This is a genomic window from Flavobacterium subsaxonicum WB 4.1-42 = DSM 21790 (genome assembly GCF_000422725.1).
Classification (GTDB): domain Bacteria; phylum Bacteroidota; class Bacteroidia; order Flavobacteriales; family Flavobacteriaceae; genus Flavobacterium; species Flavobacterium subsaxonicum.
The window spans coordinates 1291726-1317615 of record NZ_KE383909.1; the positions used below are offsets into that span (position 1 = coordinate 1291726).

21 protein-coding genes are annotated in these 25890 nt (G+C 43.2%); 12 read left to right on the forward strand and 9 right to left on the reverse strand.

Going from position 1 to position 25890, the window contains the following annotated elements:
* The first annotated feature begins 1 nt into the window (after window position 1).
* Both G509_RS0116315 and G509_RS23790 read left to right on the forward strand, forming a co-directional pair.
* The gene (locus tag G509_RS0116315; protein WP_026992515.1) at window positions 2–334 is read left to right on the forward strand and encodes a hypothetical protein; all 333 of its coding nucleotides are present in this window, start codon (window positions 2–4) and stop codon (window positions 332–334) included.
* A 98-nt stretch (window positions 335–432) separates the two neighbouring features.
* Window positions 433–666 carry a hypothetical protein gene (locus G509_RS23790; protein WP_026992516.1) on the forward strand — a complete coding sequence of 78 codons (234 nt, stop codon included), beginning with the start codon at window positions 433–435 and terminating at the stop codon, window positions 664–666.
* Window position 667: 1 nt separating this feature from the next.
* Here G509_RS23790 and G509_RS0116325 read toward each other — a convergent pair whose 3' ends face one another.
* Window positions 668–1162, reverse strand: a complete 495-nt coding sequence (locus G509_RS0116325) for a metallophosphoesterase family protein (protein ID WP_026992517.1) — start codon at window positions 1160–1162, stop codon at window positions 668–670.
* A 262-nt stretch (window positions 1163–1424) separates the two neighbouring features.
* Between G509_RS0116325 and truA the strand changes: the two genes are divergently transcribed.
* The gene (truA, locus tag G509_RS0116330) at window positions 1425–2159 is read left to right on the forward strand and encodes a tRNA pseudouridine(38-40) synthase TruA (protein WP_026992518.1); all 735 of its coding nucleotides are present in this window, start codon (window positions 1425–1427) and stop codon (window positions 2157–2159) included.
* A gap of 14 nt (window positions 2160–2173) precedes the next feature.
* Window positions 2174–3943 carry an ABC transporter ATP-binding protein gene (locus G509_RS0116335; protein WP_026992519.1) on the forward strand — a complete coding sequence of 590 codons (1770 nt, stop codon included), beginning with the start codon at window positions 2174–2176 and terminating at the stop codon, window positions 3941–3943.
* 274 nt (window positions 3944–4217) lie between these two features.
* Here the strand turns inward: G509_RS0116335 and G509_RS0116340 are convergent, their stop codons facing one another.
* Window positions 4218–4874, reverse strand: coding sequence for a CPBP family intramembrane glutamic endopeptidase (locus tag G509_RS0116340; protein WP_026992520.1), 657 nt, complete (start codon window positions 4872–4874; stop codon window positions 4218–4220).
* Between the two features lie 186 nt (window positions 4875–5060).
* Between G509_RS0116340 and lpdA the strand changes: the two genes are divergently transcribed.
* The 5 genes from lpdA (at window position 5061) to G509_RS0116375 (ending at window position 9187) form a co-directional block, all read left to right on the forward strand.
* Window positions 5061–6449 (forward strand): dihydrolipoyl dehydrogenase, encoded by a 1389-nt coding sequence (gene lpdA, locus G509_RS0116345; protein ID WP_035739044.1) that lies wholly within the window; start codon window positions 5061–5063, stop codon window positions 6447–6449.
* A 261-nt stretch (window positions 6450–6710) separates the two neighbouring features.
* Entirely contained in the window at window positions 6711–7223 is a 513-nt protein-coding gene (locus G509_RS0116355) for a glycine-rich domain-containing protein (protein ID WP_242604847.1), read from the forward strand.
* Complete coding sequence (locus G509_RS23660; protein ID WP_026992523.1) at window positions 7223–8002, forward strand: hypothetical protein; 780 nt, start codon at window positions 7223–7225, stop codon at window positions 8000–8002. Before G509_RS0116355 ends, G509_RS23660 begins: the two co-directional genes overlap by 1 nt.
* A 77-nt stretch (window positions 8003–8079) precedes the next feature.
* Window positions 8080–8352, forward strand: a complete 273-nt coding sequence (locus tag G509_RS22340) for a hypothetical protein (RefSeq protein WP_207382689.1) — start codon at window positions 8080–8082, stop codon at window positions 8350–8352.
* Between the two features lie 145 nt (window positions 8353–8497).
* The gene (locus G509_RS0116375; RefSeq protein ID WP_026992524.1) at window positions 8498–9187 is read left to right on the forward strand and encodes an OmpW/AlkL family protein; all 690 of its coding nucleotides are present in this window, start codon (window positions 8498–8500) and stop codon (window positions 9185–9187) included.
* A 47-nt stretch (window positions 9188–9234) separates the two neighbouring features.
* On the opposite strand, the gene G509_RS0116380 is transcribed toward G509_RS0116375, so the two are convergent.
* Window positions 9235–10371: a cysteine desulfurase family protein gene (locus tag G509_RS0116380; RefSeq protein WP_026992525.1), complete on the reverse strand. Its 1137-nt coding sequence runs from the start codon at window positions 10369–10371 to the stop codon at window positions 9235–9237.
* Window positions 10372–10479: 108 nt separating this feature from the next.
* Here G509_RS0116380 and G509_RS0116385 point away from each other — a divergent pair, with 108 nt between their 5' ends.
* Window positions 10480–11448, forward strand: a complete 969-nt coding sequence (locus G509_RS0116385; protein ID WP_026992526.1) for a hypothetical protein — start codon at window positions 10480–10482, stop codon at window positions 11446–11448.
* A 53-nt stretch (window positions 11449–11501) separates the two neighbouring features.
* On the opposite strand, the gene G509_RS0116390 is transcribed toward G509_RS0116385, so the two are convergent.
* From G509_RS0116390 to G509_RS0116415, 6 genes are all read right to left on the reverse strand, one after another.
* On the reverse strand, window positions 11502–12491 hold the full coding sequence (locus G509_RS0116390) for a PfkB family carbohydrate kinase (protein ID WP_026992527.1): 990 nt from the start codon (window positions 12489–12491) through the stop codon (window positions 11502–11504).
* A gap of 255 nt (window positions 12492–12746) precedes the next feature.
* Window positions 12747–14441, reverse strand: coding sequence for a glycoside hydrolase family 43 protein (locus G509_RS0116395; RefSeq protein ID WP_026992528.1), 1695 nt, complete (start codon window positions 14439–14441; stop codon window positions 12747–12749).
* Window positions 14442–14794: 353 nt separating this feature from the next.
* Window positions 14795–15904: a glycoside hydrolase family 43 protein gene (locus G509_RS0116400; protein ID WP_117590860.1), complete on the reverse strand. Its 1110-nt coding sequence runs from the start codon at window positions 15902–15904 to the stop codon at window positions 14795–14797.
* A gap of 12 nt (window positions 15905–15916) precedes the next feature.
* Entirely contained in the window at window positions 15917–17239 is a 1323-nt protein-coding gene (gene xylA, locus G509_RS0116405) for a xylose isomerase (protein WP_026992530.1), read from the reverse strand.
* A 105-nt stretch (window positions 17240–17344) separates the two neighbouring features.
* On the reverse strand, window positions 17345–19483 hold the full coding sequence (locus G509_RS0116410; protein ID WP_026992531.1) for an alpha-glucuronidase family glycosyl hydrolase: 2139 nt from the start codon (window positions 19481–19483) through the stop codon (window positions 17345–17347).
* A gap of 49 nt (window positions 19484–19532) precedes the next feature.
* A complete protein-coding gene (locus G509_RS0116415; protein ID WP_026992532.1) occupies window positions 19533–22097 on the reverse strand; it encodes a glycosyl hydrolase 115 family protein in 2565 nt (854 codons plus the stop codon).
* Between the two features lie 228 nt (window positions 22098–22325).
* Between G509_RS0116415 and galB the strand changes: the two genes are divergently transcribed.
* Both galB and G509_RS0116425 read left to right on the forward strand, forming a co-directional pair.
* Window positions 22326–25088: a beta-galactosidase GalB gene (gene galB / locus G509_RS0116420; RefSeq protein WP_051200305.1), complete on the forward strand. Its 2763-nt coding sequence runs from the start codon at window positions 22326–22328 to the stop codon at window positions 25086–25088.
* Window positions 25089–25886, forward strand: coding sequence for a polysaccharide deacetylase family protein (locus G509_RS0116425; protein WP_026992534.1), 798 nt, complete (start codon window positions 25089–25091; stop codon window positions 25884–25886). It begins immediately after the preceding gene.
* Window positions 25887–25890: the final 4 nt, after the last annotated feature.

Consider the following 25890-nt stretch of genomic DNA (forward strand, 5'->3'; position numbering starts at 1 on the left):
AATGAAAAACACATACCTTACTATACTGATATTGCTGTGCCTTAACTTTGCCAATGCACAAACCAGCGACAGCCTTAGTACGCCTGCCGCAGACAAGGTTCAACCTTCTGAAAATACTTCTAAAGAGCAAAAGAAATTTGGCTTTGCGGTGTTCTTAAAATTGTACTACACTCAACCGGGTGCTATTGGCAATAACGTGCTTAGCAAAGCCAACGAGGTGCCTATGGCTTTGGCATTGAGCACAATGTTATTAGATATGACAACTTTTACCTGGCTCCCGGATATGAATTTACAGGCTATAATGTTACCGATGTTGCTCTTGCAGGCAACATAGAGCATACCAACATTAATAATTACTATTTAAGAGTAGCGTACAAGTTAGATGTAGTAAAAAAACTAACCCTTAGCCCGTTTATAACAGGGGGCGCGCTTATGATCCATCAAAAAACAAATGGTAAAAGCTATGGTAAACAGAGGGGTGCTGCTTTTGGACTTGGTGCCGATGTTGATTTTTACCTGGAACAGGGCCTTAGCCTTTTTGCCCGTGCACGCTATAATTATTTAAGCCCTAACGTAGCAACCAACGCCGAATACGAATCGTTTTTTAACAATTTGCAACAGCTGAATTTCTCTTTAGGATTAAGAGTCGATATTATCAATAAATAGCCTATTTTCGGGCTATTTCAATCACTTCCAGGGCTTGTATCTTATCATCGTCAATTTCAAACCTAAGCATAGTGCGCACCTGCTGAAAGCCATGCGTGCCAGCCGCGCCGGGGTTCATGTGCAGTAAATTGTGCTTTTGGTCAAACTGCACTTTTAGTATGTGCGAGTGCCCGCAGATAAATAATTTAGGCGGATTTAGCGCCAGTTCCTGCCTAACGGTTGGGTTATATTTACCCGGATAGCCTCCAATATGGGTAATCCAGACATCTACCCCTTCGCAAAAAAAACGGTTATTAAGGGGGAATTCCATACGTGCTTTATTATCGTCTATGTTGCCGTACACAGCACGCAGGGGCTTTTCTTTCTTAATAGCATCGGTAACATGCAGGTCGCCAATGTCTCCCGCATGCCACACCTCGTCGGCCTGGCGCACGTATTTCATTATGGTATCGTCTAAATGGCTGTGCGTATCAGAAAGAAGAAGGATTTTTTTCAAGAGTAGTAAGTTAAAGAGCAACAAAGTTAGAAAGAAGTTTCAAAGTTACAGAGTAGCAAAGTAGCAAAGTTTTGATGGAATTTGAAAGTTACAGATTATCAAAGCAATAACGCCAATAAGTTTTGATTCGCATTCAAAAATATTAAATTTGGTGCATTGTCATAAATTTTGCTAACCCTGTAACTTTGCCACTTTACGACTTTCAACTTTACGACTTTCCAACTTAAATAAGTATCTTTGCACCTTAATTACAACAACGGTTTTGAGGTACTTTATAGAGTTTGCATATAACGGTAAAAACTACTGCGGCTGGCAATACCAGCCCCACAGCCCATCGGTACAGGAAACCCTTAACAAGGCCCTTTCTACCCTGCTGCGCACCCCTATAGACGTTGTTGGCGCAGGCCGTACCGATACCGGTGTACACGCCCGCCAGATGTATGCCCACTTTGATTTTGATGCCCAAGTTAACTGGGAAGTAATTGCCCATAAACTCAATGCTTTTTTACCTCAAGACATTGTGGTATACCGCTTTATACCGCTGCACGACGATGCCCATGCACGTTTTGATGCCACAAGCCGCACGTACGAATATCACATTCACACCTATAAAGATGCGTTTGAAAACGAGGGAAGCTGGTACCATTTTCATCCGCTTAATGTAGATAAAATGAACGAAGCGGCACAGGTTTTGTTTAACCATACCGACTTTAAATGCTTCTCTAAAACCCATACCGATGTACGTACTTACAACTGTAAAATAACACACGCAAAATGGGAGCAGCACGCTAATAAACTGGTGTTTACCATTACCGCCGACCGTTTTTTACGCAACATGGTTCGTGCCATTGTAGGTACTTTGGTTAACGTTGGCCTGGGCAAAATTACTGTTGAAGATGTTGACAAAATAATACAAAGCCGCGACCGTGGCCATGCAGGTGCATCGGTTCCGGCACATGGGTTGTACCTTACTAAGGTAATTTATCCGTACCTTTAAGCCATTAAATTTATATGAACGCCACTACACAAACTCCACATAAAACTTCGTCGCTTAAAAAAGTGATGCGGTTTGCAAAAACCTACCGTTCCCGCTTTATATGGGTCATAGTTTTTTCTATAGCACTGTCGCTTTTTGCCGCAGCTCGCCCCTATTTACTTAAGCAAACGGTTGATTTATACCTTATTAAAAAAGACCACACCGGCCTTTTGTATTACATTGGCCTTATGGGCGGTATGCTAATATTAGAGGTTGCTGCGCAGTTTTACTTTGTATATTGGGCCAACTGGCTGGGGCAGGATATTGTAAAAGATATTCGCGAGCGCCTGTTTGCGCACATAAGCAATTTCAGGATGAAATTCTTTGATAATGAAGCTGTTGGCCGCCTTGTTACCCGTACCGTTTTTGATATCGAGAGCATCTCTAAAATATTTAGCCAGGGCTTGTTTATGATCATCAGCGATATGCTTAAAATGCTGGTTATCTTAATAGTTATGTTTGTAATGAACTGGAAATTAACCCTTGTGGTGCTGCTGGCCATGCCCCTGCTTGTAATTGCTACCCGAATTTTCCAGAAGAAAATGAAGGGCGCTTTTGAGGAAGTACGCACCCAGGTTGCCAACCTTAATACCTTTGTGCAAGAGCGTGTTACGGGCATGAAAATCGTTCAGCTGTTTAACCGTGAGAACATTGAGTACGAAAAGTTTAAGGTTATCAACAAGAAACATAACGATGCCTGGCAAAAAAACATCCTTTACAACTCCATTTTTTTCCCTATTGCCGACATTATTTCATCGCTAACTCTCGGATTTGTAATATGGTACGCTGGTATTAGCATCCTTAACCTGGATCCAATTACAGAGCCCGGCGATATGTTTGCCTACCTTATGTTTGTACCCATGCTGTTTAACCCGCTAAGGCAGATTGCCGATAAGTTTAACGAGATGCAAATGGGTATTGTAGCGTCTGACAGGGTATTTGAACTACTTGATATGCAAGGTAATACACAAAAAAACGGTGCAACCGCAGCATGGCATTTTAAAGGCGAGCTTAACTTTGAGAACGTACGTTTTAGCTACTTAGAGAACGAAGAGGTTATTAAGGGCATCAACCTTAAGATAGAATCGGGGCAAACCATTGCTATTGTGGGTTCTACAGGTGCCGGCAAGAGTACAATCATTAATTTACTGAACCGTTTTTACGAGATAGACAGCGGCCGAATTACCATAGATGGTACTGATATTGACCACTTTACGCTCGATACCCTGCGCAGGCAGATTGCCATTGTGTTGCAGGACGTATTTCTATTTGCCGATACAATACTAAATAACATTACGCTTAACGACCCTACCATTACCCGCGAAAAGGTAGTACAAGCCTCTCAAGCCATTGGCGTTCATGACTTTATAATGAGCCTGCCGGGCGGCTACGACTATAATGTAAAAGAGCGCGGTGTAATGCTGTCGTCTGGCCAGCGGCAGTTAATTGCGTTTTTAAGGGCTTATGTTAGCAACCCAAGCATTCTTATTTTAGACGAAGCTACTTCATCTATAGACACTTACAGCGAAGAACTGATTCGTAACGCTACCGACGCTATTACAAAGGACAGGACATCTATCATCATCGCCCACAGGCTGGCAACCATTGTAAATGCCGATACCATTATTGTAATGGATAAGGGCAAAATTGTTGAAAGCGGTACTCATTACGAACTTATAAACCGCGATGCCGGTTACTACAAAAATTTGTATTATTCGCAGTTTGCGGTAGAGACAGAGGAGTAGTTTTTTAGACCAAAAAGTGCTTAATATTTCACTTTTGGTTTTTAAGATGCATAAAATAAGGCACTTTTTCGCCTAATAAAATAAGTATACACTTACAAATAGCTTAATATTTCACTTTTGGATTTTGAGTTTGGTATTTTAAATTTTTCGACGATCCGGATCTCGAATTCGCCATCAAAAACATAAAATGTAAGTCACAAAAAAGAGGTTTCAATTCTTAAATTGAAACCTCTTTTTTTATAACTATCGCAATTTAAAAAATCATAGTTTTTGTTTATTGATAAAACCCTGTCTCACCAAAATAAGCCAGCGTTAAAAACAGGCTATCTATAAGTCCGTGTACAATAATATTTATCCAGATATTATTAAACCTAAGATAGAGAAAACCAAAGGCAAGTCCGAATAAAAATGTCATCACCAGTCCCGACAGTCCCTGGTACAAATGTGGCAGGGCAAATAGCACCGCAGTAATAAGCACAATTACAAGTTTGCGTTCGCCCACTATTTTGCGCAGTTGCAGGGTCATAAACCCTCTAAATAATACTTCTTCGCCTACGGCAGCGCTAATCCACATATAAAGCAGGTACTTATAATAGCTTTGGGTATCGCCTTTAATAAAATCAAAGGCGGTATAATCGGCAGGTTCGTTAAAAATTTTGGATACAAGGGGCTGAATAGCAAAATCCATTAGCAGCTCTAAACCTAAATAGCTTACAATAATAATTATCACTTCCTGCAATCGTAGGCGCTTAAAATTGAGTCCGCGCAGGCTGCCCTCCTGCAAAAAGGCAAACAGCAGTACCAACGCCGTAATTATCATAAACTTGATGGGGAATTTGGCCAACGGCACAAATATTAGCCCAAAGCTTACGGCTATTAGGGTTAGGGCTGCAAATTTATTGTTTAGTAAGGGTTGCAGAGATTTTTGCATATCCGGTAAAAATTAAAATATAACATTATAGACAGTCAAAAAGCAAAAATGTTACACTACCGGCAGCTTTTTAAAAAACATTGCGGCATAGCTGTGGCGTAATGCAAATTTAAGGTGCATCATTTTACTCTTTGCAAATAATTAACTATTTTCGTACACTCAAATATTAAAGCAAATTATATACTAATGAAATACGATATTATTGTTTTAGGCAGTGGCCCGGGCGGTTATGTAACAGCTATAAGGGCTTCTCAGTTAGGTTTTAAAGTAGCCATTGTAGAAAAAGAAAACCTTGGCGGTATTTGCCTTAACTGGGGCTGTATCCCTACTAAAGCGTTACTAAAAAGCGCGCAGGTTTTTGATTACCTGAAACATGCAGCTGATTACGGACTTACCGTAGGCGAATTTGATAAAGATTTTGCAGCCGTTGTTGCCCGTAGCCGTAATGTGGCCGACGGCATGAGCAAAGGTGTTCAGTTTCTTATGAAAAAAAATAAGATCGAGGTTATATTTGGTACCGGTAAAGTTAAGCCGGGCAAAAAAATAGACGTTACCGATAAAGACGGTGCTGTTACAGAGCTTAGCGCCGATAATATTATTATTGCTACAGGTGCACGCTCTCGCGAGCTGCCTAACCTGCCACAGGATGGTAAAAAAGTAATTGGCTACCGCCAGGCTATGGTGTTGCCGGAGCAGCCTAAAAGCATGATCGTTGTTGGGTCTGGTGCTATTGGCGTAGAGTTTGCTCATTTTTACAACTCTATGGGCACACAGGTTACTATTGTTGAGTTTATGCCAAACGTTGTACCGGTAGAAGACGAGGATGTTTCTAAACAAATGGAGCGTTCGCTTAAAAAATCGGGTATTACAGTTATGACTAACGCTTCGGTTGAAAAAGTTGATACTACCGGCGCAGGTGTTAAAGCTACCGTTAAAACAGCTAAAGGCGAAGAGATTATCGAGGCCGATATCCTGCTTTCGGCAGGTGGTATTAAATCGAATATCGAAAACATCGGACTGGAAGAAGTGGGTATTGCTACCGACAGGGATAAAATTCTTGTTAACGCTTATTACCAGACTAACATACCGGGTTACTACGCCATTGGCGATGTGGTTCCGGGCCAGGCGCTTGCACACGTTGCTTCTGCAGAGGGTATTCTTTGCGTAGAAAAACTGGCTGGCCTGCATGTAGAGCCGCTTGATTATGGCAACATACCGGGCTGTACGTATGCTACTCCGGAAATTGCTTCGGTTGGCCTTACAGAAAAAGCTGCAAGAGAAAAAGGTTACGAAATTAAAGTGGGTAAATTCCCTTTCAGTGCATCAGGTAAAGCAAAAGCATCGGGTAATTCTGATGGTTTTGTAAAAGTTATTTTTGATGCCAAGTACGGCGAATGGTTAGGCTGCCACATGATTGGTGCCGGCGTTACCGATATGATTGCCGAGGCTGTTGTTGCCCGTAGGTTAGAAACTACAGGCCACGAGATTATTAAATCGGTTCACCCTCACCCTACTATGAGCGAGGCTATTATGGAAGCTGCTGCTGCTGCTTACGATGAGGTTATCCATATCTAATTTAGTTGACAGTTATCGGTTGACAGTTGTCAGAATATATAAAATCCGCTCAAAGCAATTTGAGCGGATTTTTTTATGGTATTTAATGTTATGACTTTGTATGAAATTTATTAGCTTTATAAAAAGTCAATTTAAAGATATGTATCATTATTATCAACAGCTATTCACATTTGAAAAAATTGCAAAACTCTATGAGGATAATGCTATAATATACCATTTTAAACTACTCATTAATCTTCCGTAAAAGCCGTTTTTGTATATTTGATCGATATAGTAAGCCTTAAAATGACACCACAACAGCAGAAACTTTGGCATAAAATACAGGCTTTTGAGTTAGACGACCCTACATCGGCTATGACATTTACCGACAGGCTTGCCCGCGAAAATAACTGGGATACGCAGTACGCCGTTGCCGCCGTAACCGAATATAAAAAGTTTATGCTGTTGCTTTGTATTACCTCCCACCCACTTACCCCGTCAGACCAGGTAGACCAGGTTTGGCACCTGCACCTACTATATACACAGCTATACTGGACAGATTTTTGCCAAAACATTTTAGGCAGGCAAATACACCACGGCCCAACCAAAGGGGGCAGCAACGAAACCACAAAATACACCAACTGGTATAATAAAACTCTCAGCCTATATAAAGATATTTTTGGGGTTGACGCCCCTAAAAGTATTTGGCCTGATGATAAAATACGCTTTAACGGCGCCAACTTTAAGCGCGTTAACACCAACGATTACTGGATTATAAAAAAGCCACGACTATAATGGACTATCTTGTAAAATTTACCCCGGCCGAAGCGCTAATGGTTGTAAAAGGTCCTGATGTACCATTAAAAGACTTGTTAAAAGCAACTTTTATAGACCTGCTTGTAAAACAGGTACTACAGGTTTTTGAAGTAGAAAAATTTATTAGCAGCCGCGATAGCATCTGGGTTTACAAATATGTAAAAGAAGGTACTAATTTTAAAACCTATAAGCCTAATGAGCATGAGCAGTTTTTTTTACAGCCGTTTAAAACATCTGGAGATGCACTATTGCTGCGCAATTTTGTAAAAATAGCATATCAGAACTGTAAGGGCGAAAGGGCGTTTAAAAATTTACTGCACAACAATTATAACTTAAAGCCATTGTTTACTAAAACGCTTATCCAGTTGGTTTTTGGTGGACTTACCATAAATTCTTTAGGCTTAAAAACCCAGGCTGTACTACAAAGCGAGATTGTAAACTTACAGGCAAAGTTACTCCCAATGCTGCAATCGGCAAATGCAGGTGCAGCAGCTATACTTTTGGCAATTAATGGCAATATAGTATTATTGCAGGATGCGGATGACGATTTTTTTAACCTGATAGACAAAGAATTACTACTTGCTATGAGCCAGCAAAGAGGTTATGATTTTGATTTCGCACCGGATGAGTGGCCCGATTTTGACTTTGATGGCATTAGCGATAGTTTTAACAGCAGTTGCGGTGGCCATAGTGGTTGTGGCGGGCATGGCTGTGGGGGCGACGGCTGCAGTGGCTGTGGTGGTTGCGGTGGCGATTAAACACTTCTTATATAAATGTTATAGCGCATTCGGCTAACATAACTTTGCCGTAACTTTAGTAAGCTAAACCCAATATTATGAGCAAACTAAAGAAAAAAGCAAAAAAAGGCAGCAAGAAAAAGAACAAGCTGGGCGTAAAAAATTCGCTGGTAAATAATATAAATGCACGCAAGCGAAAAGGCAAATCGCGTTCAAAGAAAAAGTCTAAAGTATCTAAAAAGTCCTACGACAAGATGCAGGACAACTGGGGCAAAAAAAAGAAAAAGGGCAAAAAGAAAGCCTCTGCTAAAAAGAAAAAAACCGGCAAAAAAGGCGGTAAAAAGAAATCAAAATCCAAGAAAAAGAAATAAGCAAAATCACCGTAACCACGGTGATTTTTTGGTTAAATAACGTATAAATTTTACGGTAAACATACTTTTTAAACCATGATATATGTCAGGTTTTGTGGCCATTGCCTTACCTACTTTTGGTGTGTAATAAACAAACACAAATACCATGAAAAAAGTAGTTTTGGCTGCCTTGGCAGTATCGTTATTCAGTGTAAATTTTGCCCATGCCCAACAGGAAGAAAATACATCGGCCGACTTTAAAAAATGGCAGGTGCGCCTTCGCGGTGTAGGCGTAGTGCCGCAGGAAAGCGCTAACATTGGCATTATTGGCGGAGACGTATCGTTATCCAACACCTTTATCCCTGAGCTCGATTTTACGTACTTTTTTACCAAAAACTTTGCTGCCGAATTAATACTGGGCACTTCTAAACACGATGTGCATACCGTAGGGTCGGATATTTCGTCCATTGGCGGGCCAACCAGCACCATTGTAGATTTGGGCAGCGTTAGCCTGCTGCCGCCTACCCTAACGTTTCAGTACCATTTTTACCCCTTTGCCGAAAAAGTGTTTAAACCGTATGTAGGCGCGGGTATTAATTACAGCCTGTTTTATAACGTAAAAGAAGGCAGCACCGTTAAGAATGTAAAGTATGACAATGCAGTGGGTTATGCCGTTCAGCTGGGGTTTGACCTGATGCTAAACGACACCTTTTTTATCAATGTAGATGCCAAAAAAATATTTTTGAATACCGATGTTACCGTAGATGCTTCTAACCTTTCGCCCGGCCTTAGCATACCGGCTAAAGTGGACATTAACCCATTGCTACTGGGCTTTGGCGTAGGTATGAAGTTTTAGATTTCTGTATTTTTGGGGAAGGCCGCTGTAAAAAGCGGCCTTTTATTTTAAACCGTTTTTAAGGCAGCAATCAGCAGATCGATATCATCTACAGTGTTATAATGGCTGAATGATATGCGCAGCGACGGCTTTTTAATATCGGCTTCGGCCAGAATTTCTTTAAGCACGTGCGATGGTTTTATGCTACCGCTCTGGCACGCACTACCGCGCGATACGGCTATGCCCTGCATATCTAAATGGAATAATATCATGGCTGTTTTATTTTCCGGTAACGGCAACAAAATGTTGGTTATGTTGTAAAAAAGCGCATCACCTTCTGCGGAAGCACCATTAACTTTATAGCCCGGAAAATGAATATCAAGCTGTTTAAACAAATAGTTTTTAACCGCCTTAATATGAGCCGTTTCTACTTCTAAATTTTGATACGATAGCTCTAAAGCCTTAGCCGTACCGGCAATCTGGTGTATGGCTTCAGTACCACCTCGCACGCCTTTTTCCTGCTCGCCACCGTATATCATCGGCTTTAAGCCAATATTTTTCCTGATATAAACAAAACCTATCCCTTTAGGCCCGTGAAATTTATGGGCGCTGGCCACTAAAAAATCTACCGGAAGGGTCTGCAAATCAAACTGCGTCTTTCCAATGGACTGCACGGTATCGGTATGAAAAAGCGCCTTGTACTGCCTGCACAAAGTACCCGTTTCTTCAAGGTTTAAAACCACACCCGTCTCATTATTAACGTGTATAAGGCTCACCAAAGTAGGCACATTCTCCTGAAGCAATGTTTCAAGATGCGCAAGGTCGGGCTGGCCACCCGGCAATAGGTTTAGGTAAACGGTTTCAATGCCAAATTCTGCCGCAGCTGCGGGTATGCTGTTTAAAACTGAGTGGTGCTCTACCCTGCTGCTAATAATGCGCTTAATGCCAAGGTCTCTAACCGCGCCGCGAATTACAAGATTATTAGACTCTGTACCGCCCGACGTAAAAATAATTTCGCGTGCTTCGGCGTTTATAAGGTTGGCAATGCCTTTGCGGGCGGTTTCCAGCACCACTTTAGCGGTGCGACCAAAACTGTGGGTGCTCGATGGGTTACCAAAAATATCGGTCATTACCTGCGCCATTACCGCAATAACATCGGGGTGCATGGCGGTGGTAGAGGCGTTATCTAAATAAGCTTTTTTCATTGGTGCAAAATTACTTAAAAATGCTTTGCCATGCTATTTTTACCGCACCTATAAGAAAAGCTTGTACCAACAAACTAAAAAACATTATTTTTGTTTAAAATTACGTATATGAAAAAGATTTTTAGCCTGATTGCTGTCCTTATTTTACTATCCGGATGCGATGATGGCGAGATGAGTTTTAAGACTTTTGATTTTGATAACGGGTCAGATCCTGCATGGTGCGGAGATGATGCCATTTATAAAATTGTTGGCACAGAGGTACTTACCTTTACTTTTGATAACGAAACGGCTTTTCCAAACACCGATGATACCAATGTGCTTGGTGTAGCAAGGCAATTAACCGTTACCACCAGCGGTAACACCCTTACCTATTATAATTATAGCGGAACCGTTGCTGCCGCCAGTGTTTGTAATGATGCAGACCTTGTTATTACCGACCCTGTAGTTATTGATAAATGGGTTGGCGTTGGCACCGTGACTATTATAACCAATAAAACCGTAAATGATGGTGTAATAACCTTTAACCACACCATCGAACTGACCGACATTACCTTTACCAAAGCGGGCAGCGACGAGCAGATTAGGATTCAGGATAACAATTTTGGATCTGTAGCAACCACACGCGGCTTCGATTTTGATTTTGAAGATGAAGAAACTATCCCTACCCCTATAAGGAGATGCTCTAACCAATCGCCTATTTATAAAAGAAAGGCCGATGAAGCCCTGCAAATTTCTATTCCGGACACGTTATACCCTACAACCGCAAGTACTGTAGAGATAGATATTTCTACAAATTTAGACCTGTATGTTGTTGATTTCTATTTGTTTGATGGCAATGCTACCGATGCAAAAATGTGCGAGCCTAACGTATTATCGCCGGCAGAACTACAGCACTGGATTGCCCAGGAAGGTAAAATCAGGATAGAAACCAGCATTGTTGGTGGCTTTGTAAATCATAAAATATACCTTGTAGACCTTATATTCTACAAGCAAAATACCAGTACCCCGCAAACCTACCAGCTCCAGGATTCTACTGGTGAAGACGGTTACCTTTTCGGGACCTTTGTACCTGAATAAGAGAGTTTTAACATAATACTTAAAGGGCTGATAATTAAACTATCAGTCCTTTTTTATTTTGATACTTGCAGCACCTCTACCACCTCGGCAACGGTAGATACATTAAAGTCGCCCACAATGGTATGCTTAATGGCAAATGCGGCATTGGCAAAGTTTAACGAGTGCTCGTAATTGTAATACCTTAATGCATAGATAATTCCGGCTGCAAAAGCTTCAGATGTGCCCTGGCTCTCCATAACATTACCCAATGCAATTTTAGCGGTTTCGATATACTGCTTGCCGGTCCACCCCCTGCTATAGCAATATTGGCCATCATTAACCTTATCAAAAAACTTTAAAACGTTAGGATACAATTCATTAAGAGCCTTGCAGGCACCTATAAAACCATCGGTATCATCTAAAAATTTAGTGTCCAGCATTAAGTTTATCTCTTTGCTTCCGCCAATAAAAATAGTGCTTTGCTTTACTAAGTCCTTAATAGCGTTACTGTTATAGGGCAGGTATGGGTGGCGAATACTATTTTCTAAAGAGGCATCTACAATTACATCGATGTTTAACTGGTTAGCTTTTTCCAGCGCTTTATTCAGGGTTTGAAGCACACCATCTGATGCTACCGAACTTAGGCTCCAGTAAAATGTGGCGCACTTTGTAAAGGCCTTATCCCAGTCGATATAATTGGGGTTCATCCCCTCAAATGCGGTCTTAAATTTGGTATTCGCAATTTTAGACGGGCGAATTCCAATACCCGACTCTACCACATAAAAACCTAACGGATAGTTATTTGCGTTTACATATTTAGTATCAATACCATAGCGCCTTATAAAAGCAATGGCTGCTTCGCCCAAAATATCGTGCGAAACGCTGCTTACATGGGCCACCTCTATACCAAAGTTAGACAGCGATGCCGCCACCGCCATCTCCGGCCCTTTAAAGGTAAAACACAAGGTTTCCGACTGCTGAATTTTGAGGAGTTCTATTGGGGCTACCATCAGAAAAACCTCACCAAAGGTTACAACCTTCCCGGTAGTAGAATTGTAATACATTTTTAATTTTTTATAATTTGAAAGAAGGAATCTGACCCAAAAAACGCTTGATATTTCACTTTTAGAGTTCGAGTTACGGTACTTAAGCACCAAAAAAACATCTGAAATGAATTTCAGCACTCTGTAAATATTTTATCAACCAACAACTATTTTTTACCGCCTGCCGGAAACCACTCCCGCAGGCTTTGTGTAAAAAATACATCCAAATTTTAACTTTATGATAGTATGAGATGGAATGTCTTAAAATTCGGCAGGCTAATTTTGTACGCCGTCCTCGTTGCTTAATTGCAGGTAATCGTAAACGGCTACGTTAGTGCTGGCGATACCCTGAGAGGTGGCATACAAACCGTAAATACATCCTACAAAGCCACCCGCCGTTTTAGTGCTAAGGTATTTAGCATCAACGTTATCGGCAAAAAGCAGTGGTTTACCCTTGCCCACAGCATAGTAAAAACTGTAATATGCGCCCTTGCTTACTATCTGTAAAACAACGGTCGATGCATCAGGCTCTAACGCAACTTCTTTAATAACCTCGGTATGGTCAGTACTGTATTTTATAAGTTGTAGCACATTTTTATTGTTATGTACTGATTTACAGAAGTAATAGTAGTTTTTTTCGCTCTGAAAAACCGCAAGCCCGGCCTTTTCATTCTCAGATTGCGCCGTAAATTCTAACGCTGTTTTGGCATAGCCGTAGCTGTGTTGCTGGCGTTTGCCCAAAAAGCTGGGGTTGCCGGCCTCATGGCATTGGTCTGGCCGTAATTTTATAGACAGTTTGCCATCAGCAATAGTATGCCATTGTTCTTTAGGGTTGCGAAGCATTAACCAGCTAAAATCGAGTTTGTTTTTATCAAACTCCTCATTATCAACAAAAGTACCCGATAATTGCTCTCCCTTCGATTTCTCTTTTGTGGTGGGTGCAGTATATTCATGCTGAATCAGTTCGCCTTTTTTAGTAATTTCGGGCCAGCCGTCAATCCAGTTTACGGGTGCCAGAAAGGTTTCGCGGCCAATGTTAAAGTAGCCTTCCTCATAAGGCCTGCACGCCAAAAAAACACTCCACCATTCGCCATTTTCGGCCTGTACAAAATCGCAGTGCCCCGCTGTGGTTATAGGGTTAGCCCTTTTAGGGTCGAGGTCGCGCTGCGTTAAAATGGGGTTGTTTTTATAGGGCTCGTACGGCCCATAAACAGTATTGCTCCTGAATACCACCTCTGAATGATTATCGCCCGTACCACCCTCGGCAGCAATTAGATAGTAAAAGTTATTGTGCTTAAAAATATGCGGCCCTTCAATCCAAACCGGTTTTTTAGCAAGGTCGGTACCGCCATTTACAAGTATGGTGTTCTCGCCGGTAACCTTTAAATTGTCAATGTCTACAGGTACTATCCTTATGGTGCGGTGGCCGTCGTACAGTGGTTTGTTATCGGGCGCATCGCCGTTGTACACCAGGTAGCATTTGCCATCGGTATCAAAAAATAACGACGGGTCTATGCCGTTTACCTGCGGCAGCGCCACCGGATTAGACCACGGCCCCGCCGGATCTTTAGCCGTAATTATAAAGTTACCCAGCCTGCTAATATGGGTGCAAACTATATAAAATGTGCCGTTATGATGGCTTATAGCCGGTGCAAAAAGCCCCTGCGATACGCGCTGACCTATAAAATCGAGCTGATCAGGGCGGTCTATGGCATTGCCTATTTGTTGCCAGTGCACCAGGTCTTTACTATGAAAAACAGGTATGCCCGGAAAGTAAGCAAAGGTTGAATTGATAAGGTAGTAATCTGACCCTACCTTGCAGATGCTTGGGTCTGGGTAAAAACCCGCTAAAATTGGATTTTGGTAGGTTGTTGAAGCTGCCTCCCGGCTTTCGCTACCGTTACGTGCCGATTTACAGCCCATAGAACAAACGGCTGCCAAAACTATCAAAACCTTTGTAATTGTATTCATTATCGTGCTATCTTATGTAGATGGTTTCAGGCCACTTACCTTGTAGGGACTACGCAAAATAGTACCCAATATTTTGCGTAGTTTACAAGCAACTAACCAGAACTTAAAACTCTCAATTTTGTAATCTCAAAATACTATATCGATTTAGTAAACCGATTGTGGAGTTTCTGAGAAATCATGCCGACTATATAATTTCTGCTTCAAATGATTTTGATAGCCGATGCATCATATAGTCAACATGACAATATTACTTATAAAAAGATGTACTCTAATCATATTTTTACGATATCAACTAAAACGTATTCGTAAACTTATTTTCCTTATACCTGTTAGCCAAAACCTACCGTAAATAACTAAGGTTTAATCAGTTCAATACCACCGTCGGTAGTATGTTTCAGTTCGGTAACTTTTACGTTTCTAAGGTGCGTTTTACCCGAAATTTCGGTGTCATGATAAAACAGGTACCACTTATTTTTAAACTCAATAATAGAGTGATGTGTAGTCCAGCCTTCAACAGGACTCATAAACGTTCCTTTGTAATTAAAAGGGCCATAAGGGCTGTTGCTGGTAGCATACGCAAGCAAATGCGTATCGCCTGTAGAGTAGGTAAAATAGTACTTACCGTTAAATTTGTGCATCCACGAGCCCTCAAAAAAGCGCCTGTCGTGGTCGCCGGTAAGCAGTGGTTTGCCATTTTCGTCGAGTATAACTACATCTTTTACAGGGCCGTCAAACTGCAGCATGTCTTTGCTCATTTTTGCAACCTTGCAGCTTAAAGCCGGCTTGCTGTTATCTTCAAGGTCGGTTTTAGAGCCGTCTGCATTGTACGATCCGGTAACCCAGCGCTGCAACTGCCCGCCCCATATACCGCCAAAATACATATAAGCATCGCCATTATCATCGGTAAAAACAGCCGGGTCTATACTAAAACTGCCGTCTATAGGTTTTGGCTCCGCCTTAAACGGCCCTGCCGGAGATTTGCTCGTGGCCACCCCTATTTTAAACACATCGTTTTTATCTTTTACCGGAAAATACAGGTAGTACGTTCCGTTTTTAAAGGCCACATCCGGTGCCCACAACTGGCGCTTAGCCCACGGAATATCTTTAACCGCCAGTGCCACACCATGATCGGTCACTTTACCGCCAACGCTGTCCATAGACAGTATGTGATAATCTTTCATATCAAAATGGTCGCCGTTATCATTTTCGGGCGTGCCGGCCTCAATATCGTGCGACGGGTAAATGTAGATCTTGCCCTCAAACACGTGTGCCGATGGGTCGGCCGTAAAAATATCCTTTACCAGCGGTGTCGATAAATACCTTTTAGTTGCCTTTACCTCAGTAGTTTTTTCTTCTGTTTTTTCAGATGGTGTGTCTTTACAGGCCGCCAGGTTAAGCAGCATAACTACCGCCGAAGCTACTGTAACTGCGCCGCTTACTTTTTTATTTGTGATGCTTTTCATATAACTATTTGTTTAGTAAGCATTAGCAATTATTTGCTCAAACAATTCCTGTTTGCCGCTAATGGCTTTAGGCTCGCCATTTTGGCGTGCGTAGGCACTAAGGTCTTCTAACGTTAAGCCGCCTTTTTCAAATTCGGCTCCTTTGCCACCGTCAAAAGATGCATAACGCTCTTCGCGAAGCTGGGTGTAATTGGTGTTTTTAAGGATATGGTCGGCACTGATTAATCCTCTTGCAAAAATATCCATACCACTAATGTGGGAAATAAATTTATCGTCAAGGTCGATGGAGTTCCTACGAACTTTAGCATCAAAATTGATGCCTCCGCCCTGCAGTCCACCTGCCTGAAGGAAAACAAGCATAGCCTGTGTTACCTCGTAAATATCAATTGGGAACTGATCAGTATCCCAACCGTTTTGGTAATCGCCACGGTTAGCGTCAAGGCTGCCTAAAAGACCTGCGCTTGCAGCCACCTGCATTTCGTGCTCAAAAGTATGTCCTGCAAGGGTTGCGTGGTTAACTTCCAAGTTAAGTTTGAAATCGTTCTGTAAACCGTATTTATTAAGGAAACCAATGCATGTAGCCGCATCAAAATCGTACTGGTGCTTCATTGGTTCCATTGGTTTTGGCTCGATTAAGAAGTTGCCTGTAAAACCTTTACTCCTTGCGTAATCGCGACAGATAGTTAAGAACTGCGCCAGGTGATCCTGCTCGCGTTTCATATCGGTATTGAGCAGGCTCATATAGCCTTCGCGGCCACCCCAGAAAACGTAATTCTCGCCACCTAACGCAATCGTAGCATCAATAGCAATTTTAGCCTGAGCCGCAGCATACGCCACCACATCAAAGTTAGGATTGGTAGATGCACCGTTCATATATCGTGGGTTACTGAAAAGGTTTGATGTTCCCCAAAGTAACTTGATACCTGTCTCTTTTTGTTTCTCTTTGGCATATTCTACCACCGCTTGTATGCGCTCTTCGAACTCTTCTAAGGTCGGAGCTTCATCTACTAAATCTACATCGTGGAAACAGTAGTAAGGTATACCCAGTTTTTCCATAAACTCGAAACCGGCATCCATTTTATCTTTGGCACGGGCAACGGCGCTTTCTTTGCTGTTCCACTCGTGGGTTTCAGTGCCTGGACCAAACGGGTCGCCACCGGTGTTGCACAGCGTGTGCCAATAGGCCATTGCAAATTTAAAATGCTCTTTTAAGGGTTTGCCCGCCACGATACGATTTTCGTCATACCATTTAAATGCCATTGGGTTTTGGCTATCGCGGCCTTCAAATTTTATCTTGTCTACGGTTTTAAAGTAGGCTTGTTTTGTTGTACTCATTGTTATCTATTTTAATTGATTCGATGTTTTTTATTATTCTTAATTATATATGGTACTTATGACTATAAGATAAGTCGCAGTAATGCTACTGCTACATGTTCCGCTCTATTCCAATGTGAGCCCTTTGTAGTAGCTTAATGGTTTATCGGGTGCTTCTAAACCGGCCGGAATGGGCATTTTAGAAAACGTCTGGAAATACAGCACGCACGAATTTCTCCATATAACCGCCTCTTCCTCCTGCGTTTTTAGTAATGCTTGTACTTTTGTAAACGTTTCGTTATCAATGCGTCCCTTAACACCATCCCAGGTTTTTGCCATAGCCTTTACCCCATCGGTACCGGCGTAATAATGGTAGCACAAGGCATCCCAAAGGGTGCGCCCCGATTTTGTTGTGTACGTCCACTTTACGTTATGAAACCACAGCAAAAGGTTCTCCGGGCAGGTTTCTAATTTTTCGAATTCATCTCTTACGGGAGGAAAATACTGCCCCACGGCATCAGACCCGGTGCTTGCGCGGTTAAAACCAATACCCCCGGCACTGGCATTGTGGTAGTAGGTTGATTTCCAGTTGGGCTGCGCAGCGGTATCTACCCACGGGCCCGGGCCGTTATGGGTATCATAAGCCATAATGTGGTGCAACCCCATAGGCGTCATGTAATTAACCGTATTTTCTCGCGATTGCAGCATTACCGTTTTTATAGGTGCTACAAACTCATTATCGTTGCAAAAAGTCATGCGTATCCATTCGTCGGCAATGGTATCGGCGGTTAGCTCCGGGTTCCACGCCAGCCTGCCCAGCGCATACCAGTTGGCCTGACCAAAGGGGTGCCCGCACCAGTTGCGGCTGTTGCCAATGTTAGAAACTCCGGCCATACCGGTTAGCTTGCCCGTACTGTATTTGCCCTGCAACACATTAGCCACCGTGCTGCCCTTGCCTTTGGCGTAGGTATCCGATTTTAGTGTTTCTTCAAACAAAGTAGCCAGAAAAACAAGGTGTTTAGAAAAGCCAAGGTATTCCTGCGTTATCTGGAACTCCATCATAAGCGATGTGGCCGGCATAGCCCCAAACAGCGGCGAAAAAGGCTCGCGCGGCTGAAAGTCTATGGCGCCATTTTTTATCTGTACCAGTACGTTATCGTTAAATTTGCCGTCAAGGGGTTTAAAACCGTTGTAAGCCTGTAGCGTGCGGTCTTCGGCGGGGTTGGTGTTGTACACAAATGCCCTCCACATTACAATACCGTTATGGGGCTGCAATGCAGCGGCAAGCATGTTGGCACCCTCGGCATGAGAGCGGCCATAATCTTGCGGGCCGGGCTGCCCCTCTGAGTTTGCCTTGACCAGGAAACCGCCAAAATCAGGTATAAGTTTATAAATTTCATTGGCCTTTGCTTTCCACCATTGCGCAACATCCGCATTCAACGGATCGGCTGTTTTTAAACCTCCCAACGTAATTGGCGCACTAAACGATATGGAAAGATACACTTTGAGTCCGTACGGCCTAAAAACATCTGCCAGAACTTTTACCTTGGGTAGATATTCGGCCGTAAGTATTTTAGGATTAGCGTTTACATTGTTTAAAACCGTACCGTTAATACCTATAGAGGCATTGGCACGGGCATAATCGGTGTAACGCGGGTCTGTAACCTTAGGCAGCTCCGCCCAGTTCCAGATAGATGTGCCGGCATAGCCACGCTCAATGCTGCCATCGAGGTTATCCCAATGGTCCAGCATTCTTAACTGAATTTTTGGTGCGGTTGCCACCGAAAGACTGGCAATGCTTTGCTGTGTCTGGATTAGTTTTAAGAAATGAAAAACGCCGTACAACAGGCCAATATCTTTATTGGCGGCTATTACAGTACACTGTTTTTTATTGATGGTAACCGTTTTTATAAGGAAACCCTCGTTGCCCAAACTTTTTAATTGGGAAGCAAGATTTAAATTTGCGACAAGCGGAGAAACATTGGGCGTGCCGATAAGAAGGCAGCCATTGTTAACCGACTTTACCTGTTTAACATCGTTACCCAGCAAGCCTTTAAGCCCATTAGCCAGCTCTGATTGCAACGCCGTTATAGTGGCCGATTTTTGCTCAACACAATACGATTGCAATGCCTGGCGGTACTGCTCTAAAAGTGCGGCATCGGTTAACTTTTCGTACTTTAACCACAAGCGGTAGCCGTCATCAGCCTTAAGGCCTATGGGCAATAGCAGTATCAGTAAATAAGTAAGTAGTATTTTATATTTCATTATAAGGTTTTGAAACAGGCTCGTAAACAAGCCTTATATTATTAATTGCTTATGGTTTAACGGTGCGGGTTTCGGGTGGGCCCAGGTAGCTTTGCTTAACACCCCCAAAATCAATCACTATTTTTTGCAGTACCACCGCCGGGTCTACCATCCAGAATTTTAAGGTATGCTTACCGGGTTTTAAAATGCTGTGCGACGTAGTTTTTACGATGCAGTTATCGGCCACCCAACCCCTCCATACCGCAGCATCGGGAGAGGCATTTATACCTACTATCTTTGGGGTCTCATTATCTATAGATATGGCATAGCGCAAGCCATCGGCCGCATTATGAAAGTTTAAGGTTGGCGAAAAATAAGCAGCAACACTGGCTTTTCCTTCTTCGTAAATGTAAAAAGTATACTCTAAGTGCGGATTGTTACCGCCCGGCTGTTGTTTTGGTGCGGTAACAGGAAACGGCGTTATGCCCGATGCCGTCCTGCCAATATCCTGCAGTATTTTCCACGTTATACCATTGGTGTTTATTGCGTTGGTAAAATGCTCGGCATCGATAGCTACATAACCGTTTTTTTCGAAGAAAGCTGTTCCAGTATCTTTAGCCGCCTCACTTTGCGCCGACTTATCCGCTACAGCTGCTTCTACCGGCAAAGTGGCTTTAGAAGTTTCAGGCACATACGTAACCTTGGGCATTATGTCGGTTTTAGGGTCGTTCCACGACGTGTAGCCTATATGCACCTGGTCCATAAAATGGTTCCATTTGCCGTTGTTCATGGTATTGTATTGCACAGAAATAACAGAATCCTTCTTAAACAACTCTTTTACAGTATCGGCGTATGCATTAGCCTTTTTATCGTTCGCAGCTGCATACCTGTTGTTCTGTGCAGCGGCGTAATACATTTGGTGCAGGTTGGCATTGGCCCTTATGGGATGCAACACCAACTGAAAATAAGCATCATGATACTCGGCCGGCAATTGCTGCTGGATTTTCTCTGCTTTTTCTAAAAGGGCATTGTAGGTGGCAACTACGTTTTCAGCCTCATTATAATGCTGAAGGCTGTAGGTACTGCTATCTACAAGCTCGGGCTTTCTCCTCGCGGCAAGCTGGCCGTACTCGCGCACCACCTCGCCTATTGAGTTAGCGTATTGGCTGCCAAACTGGTCGGCTGCCCAATTGGTGTAATAGGTGCGTAAATTATCGGGAGTCCATTTATCGGGGTTCCAGGCGTAATCAAGAAAAAAAGAAATGGGGAACTCCATTGGCTTAATATCGCCTACGTTAACAATCCATATCTGCCTGGCATTATACTCCCACGCAAGATGCATTTGCTCGTACACACGGGCAATATTATTGGTGTTTATCCACTTATAATTCCGAGGGTCGCCCACATAATCAAAATGGTAGTAAATACCGTAACCCCCTTTGCGGATTTTGTCATCAACCTTCGGCAACTTACGGATGTTGCCCCAGTTATCATCGCACAGCAACAGCGTAACATCATCGGGCACACGCATTCCCTTATCGTAATAATCCTGAACTTCTTTATACAACGCCCACAGCTGTGGTGTTTCAGATGCCGGTTTACCGGTAATTTCTTCAAGTATTTTACGCTGGTCGGCTACTATTTTTTCCAGTAAAGCGGTGGCAGTACCCTCGGTCATAGGCTCGTCGCCATCGCCACGCATGCCCACGGTAACAATACTTTCGTGCGTGCCCATATTCTGTATACCCTTGCGCCAAAAATCGCGTAATACGCTTTCGTTCTTAGTATAATCCCAGGCGCCTTTGCCATAGCGTTTCCACTCCTGCTGGGCGCGCTGCATGGGTTCGTGGTGCGATGTACCCATAACAATACCCCAACGGTCGGCCAGAACAGGGTTCAGCTTATCATCATCATTAAAAGCGCTGCCCCACATGGCGGGCCATAAATAATTGGCCTTTAGGCGAAGCAACAGCTCAAATACCTTTTCGTACGTTTTGTGGTTTAGCCCGCCAAATTTTTCTTTAGCCCAGCCTGTAAAAGCGGGTGCTTCATCGTTAATAAAAATACCGCGGTATTTAACTTTAGGAGCGTCAGATATTGGTGTGGCAACGTTTACAAATATTTCGCTTTTCTTCTTAACCGGCACATCGGCCCACCAGTACCACGGCGAAACCCCCATTTGTTTAGATATTTCTAAAGTGCCATAAGCTGCCCCGCGCTTGTTGCTACCTACAATTACAAGGGCCTGTTTTACACCTTTAAACGGGTTGTTTACTACCTGTATGGTATAACCATCCCATTGCCCCGTAAGGGTTTCTACATTAAGTTTTTTTGTTTTGACTAACTCTTTTATATAGCTGCTATTAGCTACGGTGCCTATAATTATTATGTTCTTATTGGTATCTGGTTTGGTCGTAAGTTTCGGACGCTTGCCGCTTACCCTCTCTACATCGCTTATAAACAGGTTTGCCACGATGTTTATTAGCGAATCATCCTTACTATCGATCAGTATTGAAGTAGCCTCTCCTTTAAATACTACAGGAAATCCCGAGCCATTGCTTTTATCGGTTACAAGGCTTTGTGCAGTGGCATTTATATAAAGGATGCTGAAAAAAAATAATAGTACTTTACTCATTAGATGTGGTTAACAAAAATAATTCTCCAATAATGTTTCAATATTACCCCGAATATTTTTGAATTATAAAATCTTTCTAAAATATCAGCTAAAACGTATTCGTAACTTTTCTTTCAAATACTACAGGCAATCTTAAGTATATTCTACTTTTGATTTTGAGACGTACAGCCTGCTGCGCACAAAGCAATTGTGCAGTAAAATAAGGCCCTGCAACAAAATAACACCTTTATGTTTAATAACATTACATCATACATCTTTAAATTAAATTGTAAAACCCTAATTGCCTGTGCAGTTATACTGGGTAGCACGCAGGTGTTTGCACAATCGGGCACCAACAAAACAGCGGTTAGAGAGCGTATTTCTATTAACAATGGCTGGAAGTTTTTTAAGTACGATGCCACCGCCAAGCCCGACAACCTTATTTATGATGTTCGCCCCGAGGTTAACGAAAATATTGATAAGATAGCTGCCGATGCAAAGCCTACCGAAGCTTTAAAGGTACAAGCGGCACAGGCTGTTTTAAAGCCCTGGATACTGCCTACGGGCAATGCCTTTATTAAAGACCCGTCTAAGCGGCACATTCGCCCGGAGGGTAATCCCGGTGGCGATTTTCCTTTCGTTCAAAATAATTTTGATGATACTAAATGGGAGGGCGTAACCCTGCCGCACGACTGGGCTATTAAAGGCCCTTTTTATAAAGGCGACGGCACCGTTATAGGTGGCGGTATGGGCAGGCTGCCCATTCAGGGTGTGGCCTGGTACCGCCGTAAGCTCGATATTACTGCTTCAGATAAAGGTAAATCCATCTTTTTAGATATCGATGGGGCCATGTCGTACACTATGGTGTGGGTAAATGGCAAACTGGTAGGTGGCTGGCCGTATGGCTACACCTCCTGGCAGGTAGATATTACACCTTATATAGTGCCCGGTGGCAACAACCAGGTAGCCATAAGGGTAGATAATCCCATAAGCTCGTCGCGCTGGTATCCGGGTGGGGGCATTTACCGTAATGTGTGGCTAACCAAAACAATGCCTGTGCATATAGACAATTGGGGCACTTTTATTACTACCAATAACGTTACCGCTAAAGGTGCTACAATAGATTGTAAAGTAACGCTTAACAACAGTTCGGCCACAGCCGGAACTTTTGATATTGCTACTGAAATTTACCTTTTAGATACGAACGGCAAAAAAACAGGTAAGCCCGTTGCCAAAATAGCTCCCGCAAATACGTTGTTACAGGCGCAGGGCACAGCAACAGTTTCCGGGTCGGCTACACTGGCCAATCCTAAATTATGGGGGCCATTGCCTACTCAGATACCCAACCTTTATGTGGCGGTTACCAACGTTACTTCAAAAGGTAATCTAATCGACAGCTACGAAACCACCTTCGGCATCCGCAATATACAATTTGATGCCGAAAAAGGCCTGTTTGTAAACGGCGAGCGCATTTATATTAAAGGGGTAAACCAGCACCACGACCTTGGCGCACTTGGGGCAGCCTTTAACATTCGGGCAGCCGAACGCCAGCTGGAAATGCTGCGCGAACTGGGTTGTAACGCCATACGGCTTTCGCACAACCCACCGGCGCCAGAATTACTGGAACTAACCGATAAGATGGGATTTTTAGTGGTAGATGAGATTTTTGATTGCTGGGAGCTTAAAAAGACCCCGCTGGATTTTCACCTTATTTTTCCCGACTGGCATGAGCAGGATCTTCGTGCCCTTTTGCGCCGCGACCGTAACCACCCGTCCATTATAATGTGGAGCTATGGCAACGAGGTTGGCGAACAGTATACCGATGTTAAAGGTGCCGAAGTGGCTAAACGCCTGCAGGCCATTACCAAAGAAGAAGACACCACCCGCCCTACCACGGTGTCTATGAATTATGCCAAGCCCGATATGCCCCTGCCCGCCGTGGTAGACATCATCAGCCTTAATTACCAGGGCGAGGGCATTCGAAATGGCGATGCTTATGCAGGTTTAAAAGGCATAAACACACCCCCTCTTTTCCCTAAATTTCATGATAAATTTCCTGATAAGGTAATTGTAAGCAGCGAAAATGCCGCCGCCTTAAGCAGCCGTGGCGAATATATGTTTCCTGTTTATGCCGGCAACAGCTCGCCCGTTAAGGATGGTATGGGTGGCGACTCCAAAAAGCAGCAGGTTAATGCCTACGAGCTTTATTCGGTAGATTTTGGGGCTTCCGCCGATAAGGTGTTTACCTCTATGGATAAGCACCCCTATGTTGCCGGTGGCTTTGTTTGGAGCGGATGGGATTACCTGGGCGAACCCACTCCTTACTACTTATCGCGCAGTTCTTATTTTGGAATTATCGATCTGGCCGGGTTTAAAAAAGACAGGTTTTACCTGTACCAGTCGCAATGGAAACCCGAATTGCCAATGGCACATATACTACCGCACTGGAACTGGGCCAACCGCATTGGGCAGGTAACGCCGGTACATGTATTTACATCGGGCGATGAGGCCGAATTGTTTTTAAACGGTGTATCGCTCGGCAAAAAGAAAAAGGGAGACTATGAGTACCGCCTGCGTTGGGATGATGTACAATACACCCCCGGCGAACTTAAGGTAGTGGCTTATAAAAATGGCAAGAAATGGGCCGAAGACAGCGTAAAAACTACAAAAGAGGCCAGCAAAACACAGCTTTCTGCCGATAGGGCTACTATAAAGGCCGATGGAAAAGACTTGTCGTTTATTACCGTACGCATAGCCGATACGGATGGACTAACCGTACCACAGGCCAACAATATGCTTACATTTACTATAGAGGGCCCGGGTGAGATTGTTGCCACAGATAATGGCGATGCTGCAAGCCTTGTATCGTTCGCATCGTTAGAGCGCGAGGCGTTTAACGGCCTGTGCCTTGTTATTGTGCGCAGTAAACCGGGCGAAGCCGGAAAGGTTAAACTAACCGTTACCTCTAATGGTTTAAAGCAAGGGAGCATCGCAATAAAAACTATTAAGTAAATGAATTTAAAAAATATACTAATTGCAGGTTTAATCCTGATTTTTAATACAAGTTATGCGCAGGAAACCCGAAACTGGAACGGTAAAAAATGCGCCGTTGTTTTAACGTACGATGATGCACTTAACATCCATCTGGACAAGGTTATCCCGATGCTGGATGCGTATAAATTTAAAGGCACTTTTTATTTAATCGGGTCGGCACCAGTAGTATCTAAACGATTAACGGAGTGGCGAGCCGCCGCTAAAAACGGCCACGAGCTGGGCAACCATACCCTTAACCACCCGTGCGATGGCACACTACCCGGCAGGGGCTTTGTAACCGCAGAGAACGACCTGTCCAGATATACGGTGGCAAGGGCTGTAAACGAAATTAGGGTAACCAATACGCTTCTTAAAGCCATAGACGGCAAAGACGAACGCACCTTTGCCTACCCCTGCGGCGACCTTACCATTAGCGATACGCTGTACTATAATTTTTTAAAGAATGACTTTGTAGGGGCACGGGGCGTTGTATCGGCATATCCTCAACTAAAAGACGTAAATCTTTCTGATATTACTGCCTTTGCACAAATTGGCAGTACTGCCGCACAAATGATAGCGCAAATTGAAGAGGCCGAAAAAACAGGCTCTTTTGTTGTTTTACTGTTTCATGGTGTGGGTGGCGAGCATCCTTTAAACATAGAACTGGAAGAGCACCGCAAGCTGCTGGAGTATCTAAAGAAAAAGGAAAAGGATATCTGGGTGGCCACTATGGTAGATGTTGCAAAATACATTAAAAAGGGGCAAAATTTAAGGTAGGTTA

What these genes read in the sequence shown, in the direction of transcription:
- G509_RS0116315 (WP_026992515.1), top strand. Translation starts at nt 2, where the DNA reads ATGAAAAACACATACCTTACTATACTGATATTGCTGTGCCTTAACTTT.
- G509_RS0116425 (WP_026992534.1), top strand. Translation starts at nt 25,089, where the DNA reads ATGAATTTAAAAAATATACTAATTGCAGGTTTAATCCTGATTTTTAAT.
- G509_RS0116395 (WP_026992528.1), bottom strand. Translation starts at nt 14,441, where the DNA reads ATGAATACAATTACAAAGGTTTTGATAGTTTTGGCAGCCGTTTGTTCT.
- G509_RS0116390 (WP_026992527.1), bottom strand. Translation starts at nt 12,491, where the DNA reads ATGTATTACAATTCTACTACCGGGAAGGTTGTAACCTTTGGTGAGGTT.
- G509_RS0116385 (WP_026992526.1), top strand. Translation starts at nt 10,480, where the DNA reads ATGAAAAAGATTTTTAGCCTGATTGCTGTCCTTATTTTACTATCCGGA.
- galB (WP_051200305.1), top strand. Translation starts at nt 22,326, where the DNA reads ATGTTTAATAACATTACATCATACATCTTTAAATTAAATTGTAAAACC.
- G509_RS0116415 (WP_026992532.1), bottom strand. Translation starts at nt 22,097, where the DNA reads ATGAGTAAAGTACTATTATTTTTTTTCAGCATCCTTTATATAAATGCC.
- lpdA (WP_035739044.1), top strand. Translation starts at nt 5,061, where the DNA reads ATGAAATACGATATTATTGTTTTAGGCAGTGGCCCGGGCGGTTATGTA.
- G509_RS0116410 (WP_026992531.1), bottom strand. Translation starts at nt 19,483, where the DNA reads ATGAAATATAAAATACTACTTACTTATTTACTGATACTGCTATTGCCC.
- G509_RS0116335 (WP_026992519.1), top strand. Translation starts at nt 2,174, where the DNA reads ATGAACGCCACTACACAAACTCCACATAAAACTTCGTCGCTTAAAAAA.
- G509_RS0116400 (WP_117590860.1), bottom strand. Translation starts at nt 15,904, where the DNA reads ATGAAAAGCATCACAAATAAAAAAGTAAGCGGCGCAGTTACAGTAGCT.
- G509_RS0116380 (WP_026992525.1), bottom strand. Translation starts at nt 10,371, where the DNA reads ATGAAAAAAGCTTATTTAGATAACGCCTCTACCACCGCCATGCACCCC.
- G509_RS23660 (WP_026992523.1), top strand. Translation starts at nt 7,223, where the DNA reads ATGGACTATCTTGTAAAATTTACCCCGGCCGAAGCGCTAATGGTTGTA.
- G509_RS22340 (WP_207382689.1), top strand. Translation starts at nt 8,080, where the DNA reads ATGAGCAAACTAAAGAAAAAAGCAAAAAAAGGCAGCAAGAAAAAGAAC.
- G509_RS0116340 (WP_026992520.1), bottom strand. Translation starts at nt 4,874, where the DNA reads ATGCAAAAATCTCTGCAACCCTTACTAAACAATAAATTTGCAGCCCTA.
- G509_RS23790 (WP_026992516.1), top strand. Translation starts at nt 433, where the DNA reads ATGATCCATCAAAAAACAAATGGTAAAAGCTATGGTAAACAGAGGGGT.
- G509_RS0116375 (WP_026992524.1), top strand. Translation starts at nt 8,498, where the DNA reads ATGAAAAAAGTAGTTTTGGCTGCCTTGGCAGTATCGTTATTCAGTGTA.
- xylA (WP_026992530.1), bottom strand. Translation starts at nt 17,239, where the DNA reads ATGAGTACAACAAAACAAGCCTACTTTAAAACCGTAGACAAGATAAAA.